The organism is Thalassospira sp. ABL2_045, assembly GCF_056161285.1.
In genome coordinates this window covers 34,723-49,625 of sequence record NZ_JBSWYV010000021.1, presented here as the reverse complement: position 1 = coordinate 49,625, position 14,903 = coordinate 34,723, and the positions used below count along the sequence as shown (strand labels likewise).

Below are 14,903 nucleotides of genomic sequence, written 5' to 3'. Positions count from 1 at the left end.
GTCGCCGTCATGCGCAAAATCATTGTAAGGGCAAACGCAAGGATGCGCATATATCATGCAGCGGTCCTTGACACTTAACACCGCTGCTTTTCTTTTTGTCAGCCCAAAAACAGTCTAAACTGCACCAACACAGTTCATTAAAGCCACCGCAGTACAAACCAACGATGCGCAACAACATCCCGATCTATAAGCTTTATGGCGAACGCGATGCGGCGACAAAGCCCGGTGCGCGCGATGGCTTTGATCTGGAAACTACATCTGATCCGCAACCGGTCACGGAGCCGGAATTCTTCCACCTTGAAAGCATCCCGGAACGCTCGCGCCTGTATGATCTGCACATCAAACCGCATCGCCATACCAACCTGTTTCAGCTGCTTTACATCACCCGCGGGCGGGCCGAAATCAGCTTTGATGACCAAAGCCTTACAATGCAGGCCGGTCAGCTTATCACCGTCCCGCCGGGCACTGTGCACGGCTTTAAATTCAGTGATAACATTGATGGCTGGGTGATATCACTGACCGATTATCACCTGCAGGAAATTCTTAGCCCCGCCCCCAAACTCCTCGCCCGCCTTGATCAGGCCGTCTGTGTGGATACACGGTCACCCTCTGGCGAAACCGATAGCCCGGCGGATTTTCTGATATCGCAACTCGCCCAGGAATATTACAGCCACAATACCGGCCGGCTTTTTGCGCTTCGCCATATCCTCGGCCTGTTGCTTCTGGGCATCGGGCGCACCGTACCACAGGACCATTCAGCGCGCCTGTCACGCCAGGAACAAAAGACCGAAAAATTCCGCAAGTTTCAGACGCTGGTCGAAACCTTTTACAAGCAGCACAAATCGCTTGATTTCTATGCCCGCGAGATTGGCGTGACCACGACCCAGCTGAACCGCATTGCCAAGGACATCTATGGCATGACCGCAAGCGAGGTGGTGCAAAACCGCCTGATGCTGGAAGCCAAACGCACGCTGATTTATACCGACATCGCCATTCAGCAAATCGCCGATGAGCTGGGCTTTCGCGATGCCGGATATTTTTCGCGCTTCTTTGCCAAAAAGGCCGGGAGTTCCCCGGCCCGGTTCAGGCTTGATAATCGTTAGTTTGCGGGGCTTCGCAACGTATCAAGTGTCAGCCACATGCGATAGACATCAACGATGTCACCAGCGCGCGTCAGCCAATTCTTGGGCAAGAATTCTTCCTCGCCGAAACCAATGCTGCGATATAGCGCCATCGCCACATCATTGCCATCAACAACCTTAAGCCAAAGCTTCTCAAACGTTGGCGTTTCGGCACATTTTTCGGCCAATGCCGCAAGGGCTGCCTTGCCATAGCCATGGCCGCGCTCAAACACGCCAAATTCGTCCAGTTTGGGGAATACCGTCGCCATTTCTGTCATATAGGCATAGGCCACGGCACGCCCGTCAACGCGAAACACCCAAAGCGCATTATCGGGCGATCCATTCAGCGCCGCGCGAAGGTTTTCATCCGGGACGCGTGAAATACGGTCCTGAAAGGTCAGGTCTTCCATCATCGCAACAATGCAGGTCAGGTCGTCTTCGGTCGGGGTCTGCCAGAGTCCAGAGATCATCATTCAATTCCGTATGCTTTCGTGGGGTGGGAAAAGAACCTAGGAGGCAACGCCGCAAAACTCAAGAAAATGCGACCCACGTTAAAGATCAGAACAATCAGCACACAAATTGCCATCGCCGCCCAAAGCCGTTAAAACCGCCAGACACTTATCCCCTGCGTCACAAGGTCCGAAATGCCACACACCACTGACCGCATCCCGCCAACACCCAACGGCAAAACCGCCATGATCATTGGTGCGGGTCCGGCAGGATTGATGGCGGCTGAACGGCTGGCGGGTGATGGTTATGCCGTGACGATCTATGAAGGCATGCCAAGTGCCGGGCGTAAATTCCTGATGGCCGGGAAATCGGGGCTTAACATCACCCATAGCGAAGACCTTGAAACCTTTCTTTCGCGCTATGGCACATCGCGCGCACGGCTCGAACCGCATTTGCGCAAGTTTGGCCCCGATCAGATCCGCGAATGGTGCGCGGGACTGGGGATTGAAACCTTTGTCGGCTCGTCTGGTCGGGTCTTCCCGACCGCGATGAAGGCAAGCCCGCTGTTGCGCGCCTGGCTTAGACGACTTGAGGGTCTCGGCTGCACCATCCATTACCGCCATTACTGGACCGGCTGGAACGCCGACAATCACGCTGTTTTCAAAACGCCCGATGGCGAAATCACCGCAACCGCTGACATCACCATTCTCGCACTCGGCGGTGGTAGTTGGAAACGCTTGGGCTCAGACGGCAAATGGATGGAAATCCTCACCAATGCCGGGATCAAGTGCAACCCGTTCAAGCCGGCCAATTGCGGCTTTGAGATCGACTGGACCGACCATCTGATCGACAAATGCGCCGGGTCGCCCGTCAAGGCCGTGACACTCACATGCGGCGATCAAACAGTACGCGGCGAATTCGTCATTTCCAAAACCGGGATTGAAGGCAGCGCTGTCTACGCTATTTCGGCTACGCTTCGCGATCAATGGCTTGAAACCGGTGTTGGCACGCTTACACTCGACCTTTGCCCCGACCGCACACTTGATGACGTCATCAAGCGCCTGTCAAAGCCGCGCGGCAAAAACTCGTTTGGCAATCACCTGCGCAAAACCCTCGGCCTTGATGCCACCAAAACAGCCCTCATTTTCGAAGTCACCCCGCGCGAAACGCTAAACGCCCCGGCAGCCCTCGCCACCGCGATCAAGACCCTGCCGCTTCAAATCAAAAAGCCCCGCCCACTCGACGAGGCCATCAGCACCGCGGGCGGTGTCGCATGGGAAGAACTCGATGACAATTTCCAACTCATCAAACGCCCGGGCACCTACTGCTTCGGCGAGATGGTGGATTGGGAAGCGCCGACCGGTGGGTATTTGTTGACAGCTTGTACTTCTATCCCAAACACTACTTAAAATAAAATACACAGAAGATCGAAATGAGAAACTCTGACATTCCACTGAAGTCTGTTCTAAGAGATTCACTAAATCGCCGTACCTTTGCATATAATTTTGCGAACGGCTTACTTAATGTCGATGTCAGCGAGGAAGGGTTTGTCGCAGCGTTGACAGGTCCTTGGGGTAGCGGGAAAACGACAACTATCAATTTTATTGTCCATTACTTAAAACAAATTTGCATCCAGAAAACATTGGAACAATCCGTCACCTGGTATGAAAAAGAGCACCTTGATCATCTCCATGAAAGCTATCTGACCGTAATGAGGTATGAGTCAGAGGCCCGGCCAAATAGTAGTTTGTCGTTACTGTCGTTCGACAAAAAGTACGTGATGCGCCAAATATCAGGCTTGTTCCCACTAGAAGAAGATATAGACGACATATACAACTACAGTCTATACGCCCATAAATTTGAACTTGGGCCACCATTCTCAGTAATACACTTTTCTCCTTGGCATTTTTCTAGCTGTACAGAAACTACTATTTCAATAATTGAAGAACTATCTTCAGCTGTACATTCTAGTTTTGGCACAGAGCAAGCCGAATTACTGAATATATATATTAAAGAAATATTGAAACTAGCGACAACAAATGCGGCAAGAAATGTCGGCGTATCAGGGATAGATAACTTCCTTCAGGCCATTGAGAAAAAAGAAAAAATATCTCTCTCAAATGCAAAAAAAAGACTGTCAGATTCACTCAAAAAGCAAAAAAACAGAAGGATTATATTTGTAATTGATGACCTGGATAGGCTTTCACCAGATGAAGCATCTTCGGTAATATCCGCCATAAAAGGACTCGCGAATCTGCCAAATATTGTATATCTTCTTTCCTATGATCAAGAAGAATTCCATCGCATCGTCGCGAAGTCAATTCGCAGGAATAGAAGTACTCACGGTGGAGATTTTTTAGAGAAGATCGTCCAATACGCTAGGCCAATCCCCTTACCAACAACTCGACAAGTTCAACAGATATTCCAGCAAGAAATACTACAGGTTTTATCAGAGCATCAAATAGCATATTCCACTTGGAGACTTACGGAAGCTTGGCAATACGTACTACAACATTACATTCGAACTCCACGCGATGCAAATAGGCTAACAAACAGTTTTGCGATGGCTATTGGCGCATTACGTGGAAGGGTGGAGCCTGTCGACCTACTAATCCTAACTACACTGGAAACGTTCGAACCAAGAGTTTACCAGTTACTTAGACAATATGTATGGTCATAAAATGAAACGACGTAAACTGGGCTACAAAAAAGAAGAACTATTGACGTTCTTTGAGGACGCAAAGAATCCCGAAGCTTCACAAAATGCACTTGAATTTCTATTGAGCGAATTCAGAAATGCATTTGGGAGGATACAGATATCAAGTCCTCAGCAATTTCAAGAACGCAGAATCCTTTTTGACAAAGAGGATAGATCACATATTTATTTCGGATTGGACCCATTTTCCGACGACCCCAAAACACAACTTTTGGATGTAATAAGTTCAGAAAAATTTGAACCCAAACAATTCTATGAATTCATTGAAAAAAACATTGAAACCGGGAACATCACATCCGAAGATCATTTTATCGAAATATTCGAACTGATATCCAACGATTACTTTATTGCAGGTTCTGATTTCTCTGATGACTGGGCAAAAGTAATTATTGATGCAGCATATCTGGCACTAAAACTCGCTCCTAGAACTAGAATACCATTCTTCTCATCTTCAATAGACTTAGCTCGAATGGCTCTACGGGCATTTTTGCGCACGAAAGAAGAAGATCATCAGGCCGAGCTAGTCATCGAGCAAGTTCGCACCCAACCAGATATATCTTTCCTGTGCGAATTCATGAGGTCTGCAGTTGGAGACAGCAGAAACGATTACCGCGGAGCAAATCCAACGAAGCCAATGTTAGGTAAAGGCGGAGATGACGCCCGCTCGCTATTACTCAATCGCGTACATGAACTAGCTGCTGAAAACATACTTATCAGCCAAGCTGACCCGTCTAGAATCATTTGGTTTTGGTGGGGATGTGGAGATGACAAGAACCTATTTTCATTCATTGAAGAAACTCTAAAGTCTGATGACCTTGCGCCAAGGGTTCTTGAAGCCGTCATCGCAAGAGTTTATTCCACAGGTGGGGACTTCGATAGAGTTTCAAAGTCAAATCTCGAACCGCTTGACCCAACTGATCTATTCGTAGAAACAGCAAAAAGACTGTCGGAATCCACAAATAGCGATACTGCTGCTTTCGGCAAGAGTTTTTTGGAAGCAGTCCGTAGAGGTGAAACCGACCCCTCCTAACCTCCGCCGAAAGGTAAAAAAGGGGATAGATTTATTTTTCAAAAACCGTCAGGTCACTCTTGAAAAAGGGGACACATTTAATTTCCGCCCAAGGGGACAGACTTATTTTCCGTCCACCCCATAAGTTCACTCTTGCGACCAAGACTCCAATTCATCCGCATCAACATAGAAAACAGATGCAATTTTCGTCGCCAGCTTTTTTGACAGCGGACGCGCGTTCCGTTCAACAGCACCGATATACGTTCCGGTCCCCCCTACTTTCGCGCCCAATTCTTCCTGTGTGAGATCATAATACGCGCGATATACGCGCACCGGGTTTTCACCGTCACTGAGACGCTTGATCACAGGAAAAGGGGACAGATTTATTTTCCTCCAACCACGCCAGGTCACTCTTGCAACCAAGGCTCCAATTCATCCGTATCGACTTTGAAAACAGATGCAATTTTCATCGCCAGCTTTTTTGACAGCGGGCGTGCGTTCCGTTCAACGGCACCAATATAGGTTCCGGTCACACCGACTTTCGCGCCCAATTCTTCCTGCGTCAGGTCATAGTATTCCCGGTACACGCGCACCGGATTTTCACCGTCACTAAGACGCTTGATCACCGCAGCAGGAAAGCGTACACCATCATCGTGCGCCACGGCTTGGTCATAGGCCATTCTGTCCAGATCATCTTCTGTCGGCTTGAAGAGTTTTACATATTCATCCCATGGCACGACGGCGAATTCGGGCTTGTCGTCTTTGTAAATGATCTGGTGGGGCGCATTCATCGCCTGTCTCCTAAAGCTTGTCGTAGATATCGCCGCGCGGACCGATTTTAAGCACATCAAGAATGACGCCGTCCTCGGTATAGATCACGCGGTATTGCCCAACGCGCAACCGGCATGCCGCAACACCTTTGAGTGGTTTTATATCCAGATCGGTGCGGCGCGGGTTTTCTGCGATCAGGTCGATTTTTCCCGTGATGCCGTCACGCATCTTTTTCGGTATTTTGCGCAGCGCCTTACGGGCTTCCCTTGCATAGACAACCTGCAACATTATCCCGCCTTCTTAATGCAAACTTTTAATAACATTTACACAAACAAATGAAAAGAATTTTCGGACACAGCCTCATGCTCGCCCCCTCAATGACAATGCACACTGCCCGCCTTCTTGTTCATTTGGCAACACTGACCGGGCGGGGAGCTTTTCCGGCACCCGCCACCATGCTCAACCGTTTGATCGACAAAGCCCGGCTGCGCGTTTGTCTGTTCTGGCAGGACCACCAAACCGAGTGTGAGTTGTCCGGCAATTACCAGCGTGATGATTGATTTCATCTGCGTTCCTCCTGTTCCATTCGCGATGATACTGCCATCGATCCGCAGGAATACTGCCCGTATGAGCAGGTCAGATCATAGTTGACAATATCAACCATTTTCATGTAGTTGATTAAGTCAACCAAACAGGGAATTGCGTTGGCACCTGATGGCGCCCCACGCTGTTTCGATGCAATGCCCTGTTTGGTCGCCACGCCCCTCGCGCCACCGACTGAAAGCACTGCCCCATGCCCGGACTGTTTCGCATATCACCTGAAATTCACCCTGACGGATTGCCAAAACCCCGGCGGTTCTATGCCACCCTTGCCATTCTGGTCACCATCATGATGGCGGTGCTCGATGGTACGATCATCAATGTAGCCTTGCCAACCATTGCGGCGGATCAGGGTGTATCACCCGCCCATGCGATTTGGGTGGTAACCGCCTATCAGCTTTCGATTGTGGTCGCACTTCTGCCGCTTTCCGCCCTTGGCGAGGCCATCGGCTTTCGCAAAATCAATCTTGTCGGGGTTGGCCTGTTTGGCGTGGCATCCGCCCTGTGCACCATGGCCCCGAACATCGAATTTCTGACCGCAGCCCGCGTGTTACAGGGCCTTGGTGCGGCGGCAATCATGAGCATCAACCCCGCCCTGATGCGCCATATCTTTCCGCAGGCAAAGCTGGGGATTGCGATTGGCTGGATCGCGATGACGGTATCGGTTTCGGCCGCTGCCGGACCAAGTATTGCGTCGGCCATTCTGGCCGTTACAAGCTGGCACTGGCTGTTCTTGATCAATCTGCCGCTGTCGGTGCTGGCGATTGCCATCGGGTTCTTCAGCCTGCCATTTACCCAGCCAAGCCGTACACGGTTTGATGTCATCAGTGCGATACTCAATGTCCTGACCTTTGGTGGTCTGATTGCTGCCCTTGGCAATATCGGCATTGAAAGCGATCCGCGTTTGATTGCAGCACAGTTTGCAATATCGCTGATCGCCGGGGTGTTTCTGGTGCGCCGCCAATTGTCGCGTTCGCGTCCGATGCTGCCGCTTGATTTGCTGAAATTGCCGGTCTTTGCCTGTTCGATTGCATCATCGATTGCTGGTTTTTGCGCCCTGATGATTGCGTTTGTCGCCCTGCCCTTCTATTTCCACGATGTGTTGGGATATAGCCCGACGGTCACCGGTTTGCTGATGACGCCATGGCCTTTGGCCGCCGCCATCATCGCCCCGCTGGCCGGGAAATTGGCTGACAGTTATTCCCCGATGCGTTTGACAGGAATAGGCATGGGCCTGTTTGCCACCGGGCTGTATGGCATCACGCTCAGCGCCGATGTCGATGGCGACGTCGCAATGGTGATCACCCTTGCGCTGTGCGGTGCCGGGTTCGGGCTGTTTCAGGCGCCCAACAACCGCCTGTTGCTGACCTCTGCCCCGCGTGACCGTTCCGGTGGCGCCAGCGGCTTGCTGGCCACGGCACGCCTGACGGGTCAATCAATTGGTGCCGCCCTGGCCGCCATCCTGATTGGCACAAGTGGCAGCTTTGATCTGCAGACCATTCTTTGGGTGGCCAGTGGATCGGCGGTCCTGGCAACATTGATTTGCGAAGGCCGCCGCCATGCCCTTCGCAGCGGCCTAATTACGGCAAACGCCTGAGGATGAAAGAAAAACCATGACCGAAGAAAATCAGGTCGAAAATCAGGTCCATGTCCCCGGTGAAACCCTGCATCGGCTGGTGCATGCCTATAAACGACGTTTGATGCATGCGATGCAGGCAGCAAGCATGCCCATGCCGATCTCGCACAAGCGGGTGATGAAATGGATTGTCCGCATCCCGGGCATCACCGCCCAGCAAATGGCCGAAAAATCCGGTCAGGACAAAGGCCGGGTGACGCGGCTTTTGAAAGAACTAGAAAATGACGGGCTGATCGAACGCCGCCCGCACCCCGAAGATCGACGGAGCCAAACACTGCATTTGACGGCCGCCGGCAGCGCGAAAATGGAAGATTTCCGCGCAGTCGAAAAAGAAGTCAGATCCCGAATGACAAGCGGTCTTACGCCACAGCAGATCCATGATTTTGTCGAGATCGCCAATCTGATGTCCGACAACCTGGAAACCCACAAATGCAAGAAACTCGACTTTGCGGATAACGACCCAAATGACCAAGGACTTGGGACCAAGGAGTGAAGAAATGAGCAAGCCTTCCCTACGCGATCTGACCGTGATCAGAAAGGGATATGTCACCCCCAACATGCTGCGCGTCACTCTTGGCGGTGACGGCATGAAGGACTTTCCCGAAGATCAGGAAAGCGCCTATGTCAAACTGATCTTCCCGATTGAAGGCGATGAAAAGGACCGCGTCCTGCGCCGGACCTATACCGTACGTCATGACCGCATGACCGATCAGGGCCGCGAGATCGATATCGATTTCGTCATGCATGGTGATGGATCGGATGACAATGATCATGGCGGCCCGGCATCCAACTGGGCGGTCAATTGCGCGCCCGGTGATGTCATTACAATCGGTGGTCCCGGCCCGAAAAAGCTGGTTGATCCGACCGCCGACTGGTTCTTGATCGTCGGTGACATGACCGCCCTGCCAGCCGTATCGGTCAATCTGGAAGCCCTGCCCGATAACGCGCGCGGCTATGCCGTGATCGAAGTCCGGTCCGAGGCCGACATGCAGGATCTGAAAAAGCCCGAGAACATCACGATCGAATGGGTGATCAACCCGCATCCGGGCACGAAAAACTCGGTCCTGAGCGATGTGGTCAAACGCCTGCCATGGCATGACGGTGGCCGGATTTCAGTTTGGGCGGCGTGTGAATTCACTTCCATGCGCGCATTGCGCAGCTATTTCCGCGCGGATCGCGGTCTTGGCAAGGATGATCTTTATATCTCAAGTTATTGGAAGCTTGGCATGAATGAAGACAACCACAAGGTCATCAAGTCCGAAGATGCCAAAACGGCGGCTTGATCGAGCGCCCCAACAACAAACTCACACCATTCGGGCCCCGTTTTGCGGGGCCCGTTTTCGTTTCATCACACATATTGCGCATGCAGGCGCGCCATGCGCTTGCGGGCGAAAAACCCGGCATGCTGGGTTGTCTGGACGTCTTCGGGACGAAGATTGCCATCCTGATCACAGATGAAAGCCCGACTTGCACCGATCACCCCTTTTTCAGAACTGTAAACACCGATTACCGTGATTTCGATCCTTTGGTGATCAGTCGCGCCCAGATCATTATTCTGAGTCGCCTGGGAGGCTTCCGAACGCCGTTTGATTCGCGCAAGCAGGTTTTGCAACGCCCCCAACTCGATGCAATGTCCGGCATCAAGTGGCCCCTGCAATGTCACTTCTTCCAAGCTGGTCGAAAGCGGCGTCTCATCCTGATCACGATCCTTGAAAATCTGTTCCGGATCGGCGTCGGTGACCTGTTCACAAATCTGGTTTTGCGGATCGCCGACACAGACAAGCACCTTGTCGATATGGATGGCTTCCTGGCTCATATTGCTGATCAGAAAGCGGGCCTTGTCTGACTCGCCCAGCATCTGATTGATGACGATTTTCGGACGTCGTGCGCGGCGGTAGCTCTGAAACAGCAATTGCGCATAGAAAATCCAGATCATCAATGTTGCGATGCTGACACCCACCTGCAGCAAGGTGGCGTGCTGTTCAATCCATGACCCCATGGAGCTCCCCTGAAAACAAATTCGTCTTAAGCGTGCTTAAGGCACTTTCACTTCAACGTGTTGCCAACAAATTTGTTTCCAGATGCGGTATATCCATCCCCATCGAAACAGTTACGGCATCGGCCGCACGCAATATTGAACGGTACGGAGCAAACGTCACCGTCATTGAGAAATTCGACATCACGGCCGGCCTTGACGATCACGCCGGTGATTTCATGGCAAAGCCCCTCCCCGCGTCGCGGCAGTGCACAAAATCATTCAGCCCCGTGACAAATCTCAGAAAAACAAAACGCCCCGGCCAGTTCAGGCACGGGGCGCTTTGAATGCGATCAGATCACAGATTATTTTGCCGGCGGCAGGTCTTCTTCGAGGATGACAAGGTTCAGCGAGTAGCTGACTTCGCCTTCATCCTCATCACGGTGAACAACACCGACGAATTCGTCGCCAACGCGCATCTCAACCGGAAGATGCTTTTTCTTGGGCACATCAACGGCGATTTTCGGGTTCTCAAATGTGCGACGCAGGTAATCTTCGACGCGTGCGATCTCTGACGGTGTCATAGGACTTGCCCCTTGTTCTTTCCAACGGCTGTTATCTGCAGGTTCACAGAATATCGCATACGCGCTTTGGCGTCTGCCCTCTTTCCTGTGCCTGTTGTGAAATCTGGTGCACTGTCCTTTCACAAACCGGGCAGTGAAATCAAGCCCACCGGGCCAAAAAAGTCGCAAAACCGACCAATTTTCCCATTCTACGCGTCAGGGCACCAAGGGGCCGCGCAAATGTCGCGGCATCAGAATGTCTATTGCAATCGCGTCATGCACGGTTTAATCCGAATATATGTCCGAGATTGAGCTAACGACCAAGTCAGAATCACCGTCCAGCGCGACGACCGACCTTCCCCCGGCGAAGGCCACAACAGACGCGGCTTCGCAGTCCCGGCCCATCCTTTACAGTTTTCGCCGCTGTCCTTATGCGATGCGTGCGCGTATGGCGCTTTTGGCCGCCGACATTGATGTCGAACTCCGCGAAGTTGTCCTCCGCGACAAGCCGCAAAGCATGATCGCAGCATCCCCAAAGGCCACCGTGCCGGTCCTGATCCTGCCCGATGGTTCGGTAATTGATGAAAGCCTTGAAATCATGGTCTGGGCCTTGGCGGAAAATGATCCGCTGGAATGGCTGACACCGGAAAGCGGCTCGCTTGACGATATGCTGGCCCTGATTGCCCAAAATGACGGTCCGTTCAAGCATCATCTGGATCGCTACAAGTATTTTAACCGCTACGAAGATGTTGACCCGGCCGAACATCGCCGCGACGCGGAAAAGATCCTCAACCGCCTTGATGGGCGGCTTGCGGTTGGGAAATACCTGTTCGGGTCGCGCCCGGCGCTGGCTGATTTCGCCATTGCACCGTTCATTCGCCAGTTTGCCAATACCGACAAAGACGCCTTTGACGCCATGCCGTTCGTGCATGTTCAACGCTGGCTGGATGATTTCCTGGCATCTTCCTTCTTTGAGCAGGCCATGATCAAATATGATCAATGGCACGAAGGTGACACACCGGTGATCTTCAAGGCCGCGTAGAAAACGCGGCAGCAAGGTCTTGGCATTACGGCCCTGCAAAACAATTTAGAACCACAAAAATACTTTTGCGTGCAATCGCACTAATCGGCTTCGCGGATGGCGCGATTTGGCGGCCTTTGACCTACGGGATTATACTTCTGTTACCATTCACAGGCTGGTCATTGTGACCGGCTTATGCTAGCAAGCGAGATACCACCCCATAACGCTTCAGGACCGGAATTTATGGCCGACTATGATGTCAAGCCGCTGATAACGGCGGACGAAATTGCCACCAAAATCGATACGCTTGCCGCCGAGATCAATGAAAGCTTCAAGGACACAGAAAAGCTGATTGTCGTCGGGCTTCTGCGCGGCTCTTTTGTTTTCATCGCCGATCTGGTGCGCAAACTGACTGTCCCGGTCGAGGTCGATTTCATGGTCGCATCAAGCTATGGCGATTCCACGGAAAGCTCTCGCAATGTGCGTATCGTCAAGGATCTGGATGGCCAGATCCGTGGCAAGGACGTGGTGCTGGTCGAAGACATCATTGATACCGGCTACACGCTTTCGGAAGTTGTCCGGCTTCTTAAAACCCGCGACCCGAACCGTCTGGAAATCTGCACGCTTTTGAACAAGCCGTCGCGCCGCGAAGTTGAAATCCCGATTGATTTCTGCGGCTTTGATATTCCCGATGAATTCGTTGTCGGTTATGGCATCGACTATGCCCAGAACAACCGCAACCTGCCCTTTATCGGCACGGTGCATTTCCACGGCGAATAAGCCAGGTCACATCAGAACACAAAAATGGCGGGAAGCTTTTGCTATCCCGCCATTTTCTTTTCCGGATCATGGTCCGACTGCTCGGTTTCCATCCGTCCTTTGGGCGGATCAAAAATACCAAGCGCGCCAAGATCGGTAATCATCTGGTCAAAGCCCGATTGCATGCGTGGCTTATTGCCTTGCCCGGTCGCATATCCGGTCATGGCCGAATGCACCAGAAGATCAAACAACATGTCATCTTCGGACTTGCGGGCCTGGGCGGCTTGTTCTTCGGCGCTCATTTGATCGACCGCCTCACCCGGGTCACGCTGCAACATGATGGCAAGCGCCACCAGCCCCAGCGTCACCATTGTGCCGCCAATCGCCATCGCCGCTGCAATCGCGCCAAAGGATGCGGCAAGCGCCATATAGATCGCTGCCAGCAAGAAACCGGCCCCGATCAGCATCACAACCGCGATCGCAGCAAAAGCCGCGCCCTTGCGGGCGGCGGCCTTTGCCTGATCGACGAGTATATCGGTCAGCTGATCGATCATTTCTGCAGCAGACGGCCGACAAGAAGGCCGACACCAAAGGTCACAGCAACAGAAGCCAGCGGGTTCTCACGAACCTGATCCACGGCCACACCGCGTGCATGGTCAAACTGCTCGCGCGCCTGACCGGAAACTTCGCGAATGCGTTCTGCCGCAGCCTGCGTCTTGGTTTCTGCCGTCTGGCTACCCATGGTTTTCAGGGTCTTGGTGATTTCGGCCAGATCGCTGCGCAGGGCATCGACATCCGCCTGAAGTTTTGCAGTATCAGCAGTCGTCTCGGTCTTGGTCGCCATGGTTTTCTCCTATTGTCTTGAAAACAGCAACACACAGGTAACGTGCTGACATGGCGATTGGTTCCCATGGCAAATGTGATGATTTCGAGGCATCATAAAAAAGAAACGGCCCGCGTGGGTTGCGGACCGTTTCATAACCTGTCGGATTTCTGCGCGGTTTGCAGAGCGGCACTTCTCTTTCGGGGGTGGGTATCCCCGTTACGCCGATCAGTAAGGCAAACCAACGTAGTTTTCCGACAGGGTTTTCAAACCTGCTTTTGACGACAGGATATATTCAAGTTCTGCATCCCGGATGCGACCGTCAAATTCCTTCTGGTCGCCAAAGGTGTGCAGCATCGAGGTCATCCACCACGAGAACCGCTCTGCCTTCCAGACACGCGCCAAGGCCGTCTCGGAATAGCTCGCCAGCCGGTCTTCACGGTTGGATTTGTATTTCGCGATCAGGGCTTCGGACAGGTAGTGCACATCACTTGCCGCAAGGTTAAGCCCCTTTGCCCCGGTCGGCGGCACGATATGGGCAGCATCACCCGCCAGGAACAGGCGACCATGCTGCATCGGTTCGGCAACGAAGCTGCGCAGCGGGGCGATGCTTTTTTCAAACACTTCGCCTTCGTTGACAAGTTCGGCGTCTTCCTCGCCAAGGCGGGTGCGAAGCTCGTTCCAGAAGCGATCATCAGACCAGTCTTCAATCTTGTCGGTCATCGGCACCTGAACATAGTGGCGCACCACCTTGTCCGAGCGCATTGAACACAGGGCAAAGCCGCGATCATGCTTGGCATAGATCAGTTCATCGGCAACCGGTTTTGCATGGGCCAGAACACCCAGCCAGCCAAACGGATAGACCTTTTCAAACTCCTGCACACCCGGCAGGGTCTTGCGCCCGACACCATGGAAACCGTCACAGGCTGCAATATAATCGCAGGTCAACTCCAGTGCGTTGCCATCCTTGACATATCGAACACTTGGCGTCTCGCCATTAACATCATGCAGGCTGACATCCTCGGCCTCAAAGATAATTTCACCGCCGTGATCAAGACGCGCCTGGATCAGGTCCTTGGTGACCTCGGTCTGACCATAGATCATCACCGTCGATCCACCGGTCAGTTCTTCCATGTTCACATGGGTGCGCTTGCCATTGACACTGATATAGATACCGCCATGAATGATGCCTTCCTTGTTCATGCGGGCATCGACGCCCACACGTTTCATCAGTTCGACAGACCCCATTTCCAGGACACCTGCACGAATGCGGCTTTCGACATAGTCGCGGCTTTTGCGTTCAAGGATAACGGAATCGATCCCCTGCACATGCAGAAGATGCGACAGCAACAGGCCGGCCGGGCCGGAGCCAATGATTACGACAGGGACATGCATGACGATTTCCTCACAAGATCACGGTTTTTGCTTCTGTTTTTGAATTGGAACAAGAACCATTCCA

20 protein-coding genes are annotated in these 14,903 nt (G+C 52.5%); 10 read left to right on the top strand and 10 right to left on the bottom strand.

From position 1 onward, the window contains the following. Positions 1–164: 164 nt before the first annotated feature. A complete protein-coding gene (locus ACXAIA_RS20100; protein ID WP_475350924.1) occupies positions 165–1,103 on the top strand; it encodes a helix-turn-helix domain-containing protein in 939 nt (312 codons plus the stop codon). Here ACXAIA_RS20100 and ACXAIA_RS20095 read toward each other — a convergent pair. Further along, positions 1,100–1,594, bottom strand: coding sequence for an N-acetyltransferase family protein (locus tag ACXAIA_RS20095; protein ID WP_475350923.1), 495 nt, complete (start codon positions 1,592–1,594; stop codon positions 1,100–1,102). The genes ACXAIA_RS20100 and ACXAIA_RS20095 overlap by 4 nt on opposite strands. Positions 1,595–1,765: 171 nt before the next feature. On the opposite strand from ACXAIA_RS20095, the gene ACXAIA_RS20090 reads away from it, so the two are divergent. The 3 genes from ACXAIA_RS20090 to ACXAIA_RS20080 are packed head-to-tail and all read left to right on the top strand — an operon-like array spanning position 1,766 to position 5,317. Continuing rightward, entirely contained in the window at positions 1,766–2,980 is a 1,215-nt protein-coding gene (locus ACXAIA_RS20090; RefSeq protein ID WP_475350922.1) for a TIGR03862 family flavoprotein, read from the top strand. A 23-nt stretch (positions 2,981–3,003) separates the two neighbouring features. Then, positions 3,004–4,251, top strand: coding sequence for a KAP family P-loop NTPase fold protein (locus tag ACXAIA_RS20085; RefSeq protein WP_475350921.1), 1,248 nt, complete (start codon positions 3,004–3,006; stop codon positions 4,249–4,251). Between the two features lies 1 nt (position 4,252). Further along, complete coding sequence (locus tag ACXAIA_RS20080) at positions 4,253–5,317, top strand: hypothetical protein (RefSeq protein ID WP_475350920.1); 1,065 nt, start codon at positions 4,253–4,255, stop codon at positions 5,315–5,317. A gap of 126 nt (positions 5,318–5,443) precedes the next feature. On the opposite strand, the gene ACXAIA_RS20075 is transcribed toward ACXAIA_RS20080, so the two are convergent. The 4 genes from ACXAIA_RS20075 to ACXAIA_RS20060 all read right to left on the bottom strand — a co-directional run bounded on the left by ACXAIA_RS20075 (position 5,444) and on the right by ACXAIA_RS20060 (position 6,633). Beyond that, the gene (locus ACXAIA_RS20075) at positions 5,444–5,707 is read right to left on the bottom strand and encodes a helix-turn-helix transcriptional regulator (protein WP_475350919.1); all 264 of its coding nucleotides are present in this window, start codon (positions 5,705–5,707) and stop codon (positions 5,444–5,446) included. Beyond that, positions 5,704–6,087 carry a helix-turn-helix transcriptional regulator gene (locus ACXAIA_RS20070; protein WP_475350918.1) on the bottom strand — a complete coding sequence of 128 codons (384 nt, stop codon included), beginning with the start codon at positions 6,085–6,087 and terminating at the stop codon, positions 5,704–5,706. Before ACXAIA_RS20070 ends, ACXAIA_RS20075 begins: the two co-directional genes overlap by 4 nt. 10 nt (positions 6,088–6,097) lie before the next feature. Further along, positions 6,098–6,355 (bottom strand): type II toxin-antitoxin system RelE family toxin, encoded by a 258-nt coding sequence (locus ACXAIA_RS20065; protein WP_475350917.1) that lies wholly within the window; start codon positions 6,353–6,355, stop codon positions 6,098–6,100. A gap of 86 nt (positions 6,356–6,441) precedes the next feature. After that, entirely contained in the window at positions 6,442–6,633 is a 192-nt protein-coding gene (locus ACXAIA_RS20060; protein WP_475350916.1) for a hypothetical protein, read from the bottom strand. A gap of 227 nt (positions 6,634–6,860) precedes the next feature. Here ACXAIA_RS20060 and ACXAIA_RS20055 point away from each other — a divergent pair, with 227 nt between their 5' ends. The 3 genes from ACXAIA_RS20055 to ACXAIA_RS20045 are packed head-to-tail and all read left to right on the top strand — an operon-like array spanning position 6,861 to position 9,586. Continuing rightward, entirely contained in the window at positions 6,861–8,264 is a 1,404-nt protein-coding gene (locus tag ACXAIA_RS20055) for an MFS transporter (RefSeq protein ID WP_475350915.1), read from the top strand. Positions 8,265–8,280: 16 nt separating this feature from the next. Then, positions 8,281–8,796, top strand: coding sequence for a MarR family winged helix-turn-helix transcriptional regulator (locus tag ACXAIA_RS20050; protein WP_475350914.1), 516 nt, complete (start codon positions 8,281–8,283; stop codon positions 8,794–8,796). 4 nt (positions 8,797–8,800) lie between these two features. Next, the gene (locus tag ACXAIA_RS20045) at positions 8,801–9,586 is read left to right on the top strand and encodes a siderophore-interacting protein (protein WP_475350913.1); all 786 of its coding nucleotides are present in this window, start codon (positions 8,801–8,803) and stop codon (positions 9,584–9,586) included. Between the two features lie 65 nt (positions 9,587–9,651). Here the strand turns inward: ACXAIA_RS20045 and ACXAIA_RS20040 are convergent, their stop codons facing one another. Further along, entirely contained in the window at positions 9,652–10,302 is a 651-nt protein-coding gene (locus ACXAIA_RS20040; RefSeq protein ID WP_475350912.1) for a hypothetical protein, read from the bottom strand. Here ACXAIA_RS20040 and ACXAIA_RS20035 point away from each other — a divergent pair. Beyond that, on the top strand, positions 10,293–10,625 hold the full coding sequence (locus ACXAIA_RS20035; protein ID WP_475350911.1) for a hypothetical protein: 333 nt from the start codon (positions 10,293–10,295) through the stop codon (positions 10,623–10,625). The two genes, ACXAIA_RS20040 and ACXAIA_RS20035, sit on opposite strands and share 10 nt — an antisense overlap. Positions 10,626–10,643: 18 nt before the next feature. Here the strand turns inward: ACXAIA_RS20035 and ACXAIA_RS20030 are convergent, their stop codons facing one another. Then, a complete protein-coding gene (locus ACXAIA_RS20030) occupies positions 10,644–10,862 on the bottom strand; it encodes a DUF3126 family protein (protein WP_064790642.1) in 219 nt (72 codons plus the stop codon). Between the two features lie 277 nt (positions 10,863–11,139). Here ACXAIA_RS20030 and ACXAIA_RS20025 point away from each other — a divergent pair, with 277 nt between their 5' ends. Together ACXAIA_RS20025 and hpt are read left to right on the top strand one after the other, a co-directional pair. Further along, the gene (locus ACXAIA_RS20025; RefSeq protein ID WP_475350910.1) at positions 11,140–11,883 is read left to right on the top strand and encodes a glutathione S-transferase; all 744 of its coding nucleotides are present in this window, start codon (positions 11,140–11,142) and stop codon (positions 11,881–11,883) included. Between the two features lie 222 nt (positions 11,884–12,105). Further along, complete coding sequence (gene hpt / locus ACXAIA_RS20020; RefSeq protein ID WP_064790643.1) at positions 12,106–12,642, top strand: hypoxanthine phosphoribosyltransferase; 537 nt, start codon at positions 12,106–12,108, stop codon at positions 12,640–12,642. 41 nt (positions 12,643–12,683) lie between these two features. Here the strand turns inward: hpt and ACXAIA_RS20015 are convergent, their stop codons facing one another. The 3 genes from ACXAIA_RS20015 to pobA form a co-directional block, all read right to left on the bottom strand. Further along, the gene (locus tag ACXAIA_RS20015; RefSeq protein ID WP_475350909.1) at positions 12,684–13,175 is read right to left on the bottom strand and encodes a hypothetical protein; all 492 of its coding nucleotides are present in this window, start codon (positions 13,173–13,175) and stop codon (positions 12,684–12,686) included. Further along, a complete protein-coding gene (locus ACXAIA_RS20010; protein WP_475350908.1) occupies positions 13,172–13,465 on the bottom strand; it encodes an ElaB/YgaM/YqjD family protein in 294 nt (97 codons plus the stop codon). The genes ACXAIA_RS20015 and ACXAIA_RS20010 overlap by 4 nt, the downstream gene beginning before the upstream one ends. A 207-nt stretch (positions 13,466–13,672) precedes the next feature. After that, on the bottom strand, positions 13,673–14,839 hold the full coding sequence (gene pobA, locus ACXAIA_RS20005) for a 4-hydroxybenzoate 3-monooxygenase (RefSeq protein ID WP_475350907.1): 1,167 nt from the start codon (positions 14,837–14,839) through the stop codon (positions 13,673–13,675). Between the last annotated feature and the right edge of the window lie 64 nt (positions 14,840–14,903).

What these genes read in the sequence shown, in the direction of transcription:
- ACXAIA_RS20100 (WP_475350924.1), top strand. Translation starts at nt 165, where the DNA reads ATGCGCAACAACATCCCGATCTATAAGCTTTATGGCGAACGCGATGCG.
- ACXAIA_RS20095 (WP_475350923.1), bottom strand. Translation starts at nt 1,594, where the DNA reads ATGATGATCTCTGGACTCTGGCAGACCCCGACCGAAGACGACCTGACC.
- ACXAIA_RS20090 (WP_475350922.1), top strand. Translation starts at nt 1,766, where the DNA reads ATGCCACACACCACTGACCGCATCCCGCCAACACCCAACGGCAAAACC.
- ACXAIA_RS20085 (WP_475350921.1), top strand. Translation starts at nt 3,004, where the DNA reads ATGAGAAACTCTGACATTCCACTGAAGTCTGTTCTAAGAGATTCACTA.
- ACXAIA_RS20080 (WP_475350920.1), top strand. Translation starts at nt 4,253, where the DNA reads ATGAAACGACGTAAACTGGGCTACAAAAAAGAAGAACTATTGACGTTC.
- ACXAIA_RS20070 (WP_475350918.1), bottom strand. Translation starts at nt 6,087, where the DNA reads ATGAATGCGCCCCACCAGATCATTTACAAAGACGACAAGCCCGAATTC.
- ACXAIA_RS20065 (WP_475350917.1), bottom strand. Translation starts at nt 6,355, where the DNA reads ATGTTGCAGGTTGTCTATGCAAGGGAAGCCCGTAAGGCGCTGCGCAAA.
- ACXAIA_RS20060 (WP_475350916.1), bottom strand. Translation starts at nt 6,633, where the DNA reads ATGAAATCAATCATCACGCTGGTAATTGCCGGACAACTCACACTCGGT.
- ACXAIA_RS20055 (WP_475350915.1), top strand. Translation starts at nt 6,861, where the DNA reads ATGCCCGGACTGTTTCGCATATCACCTGAAATTCACCCTGACGGATTG.
- ACXAIA_RS20050 (WP_475350914.1), top strand. Translation starts at nt 8,281, where the DNA reads ATGACCGAAGAAAATCAGGTCGAAAATCAGGTCCATGTCCCCGGTGAA.
- ACXAIA_RS20045 (WP_475350913.1), top strand. Translation starts at nt 8,801, where the DNA reads ATGAGCAAGCCTTCCCTACGCGATCTGACCGTGATCAGAAAGGGATAT.
- ACXAIA_RS20035 (WP_475350911.1), top strand. Translation starts at nt 10,293, where the DNA reads ATGACCCCATGGAGCTCCCCTGAAAACAAATTCGTCTTAAGCGTGCTT.
- ACXAIA_RS20040 (WP_475350912.1), bottom strand. Translation starts at nt 10,302, where the DNA reads ATGGGGTCATGGATTGAACAGCACGCCACCTTGCTGCAGGTGGGTGTC.
- ACXAIA_RS20030 (WP_064790642.1), bottom strand. Translation starts at nt 10,862, where the DNA reads ATGACACCGTCAGAGATCGCACGCGTCGAAGATTACCTGCGTCGCACA.
- ACXAIA_RS20025 (WP_475350910.1), top strand. Translation starts at nt 11,140, where the DNA reads ATGTCCGAGATTGAGCTAACGACCAAGTCAGAATCACCGTCCAGCGCG.
- hpt (WP_064790643.1), top strand. Translation starts at nt 12,106, where the DNA reads ATGGCCGACTATGATGTCAAGCCGCTGATAACGGCGGACGAAATTGCC.
- ACXAIA_RS20015 (WP_475350909.1), bottom strand. Translation starts at nt 13,175, where the DNA reads ATGATCGATCAGCTGACCGATATACTCGTCGATCAGGCAAAGGCCGCC.
- ACXAIA_RS20010 (WP_475350908.1), bottom strand. Translation starts at nt 13,465, where the DNA reads ATGGCGACCAAGACCGAGACGACTGCTGATACTGCAAAACTTCAGGCG.
- pobA (WP_475350907.1), bottom strand. Translation starts at nt 14,839, where the DNA reads ATGCATGTCCCTGTCGTAATCATTGGCTCCGGCCCGGCCGGCCTGTTG.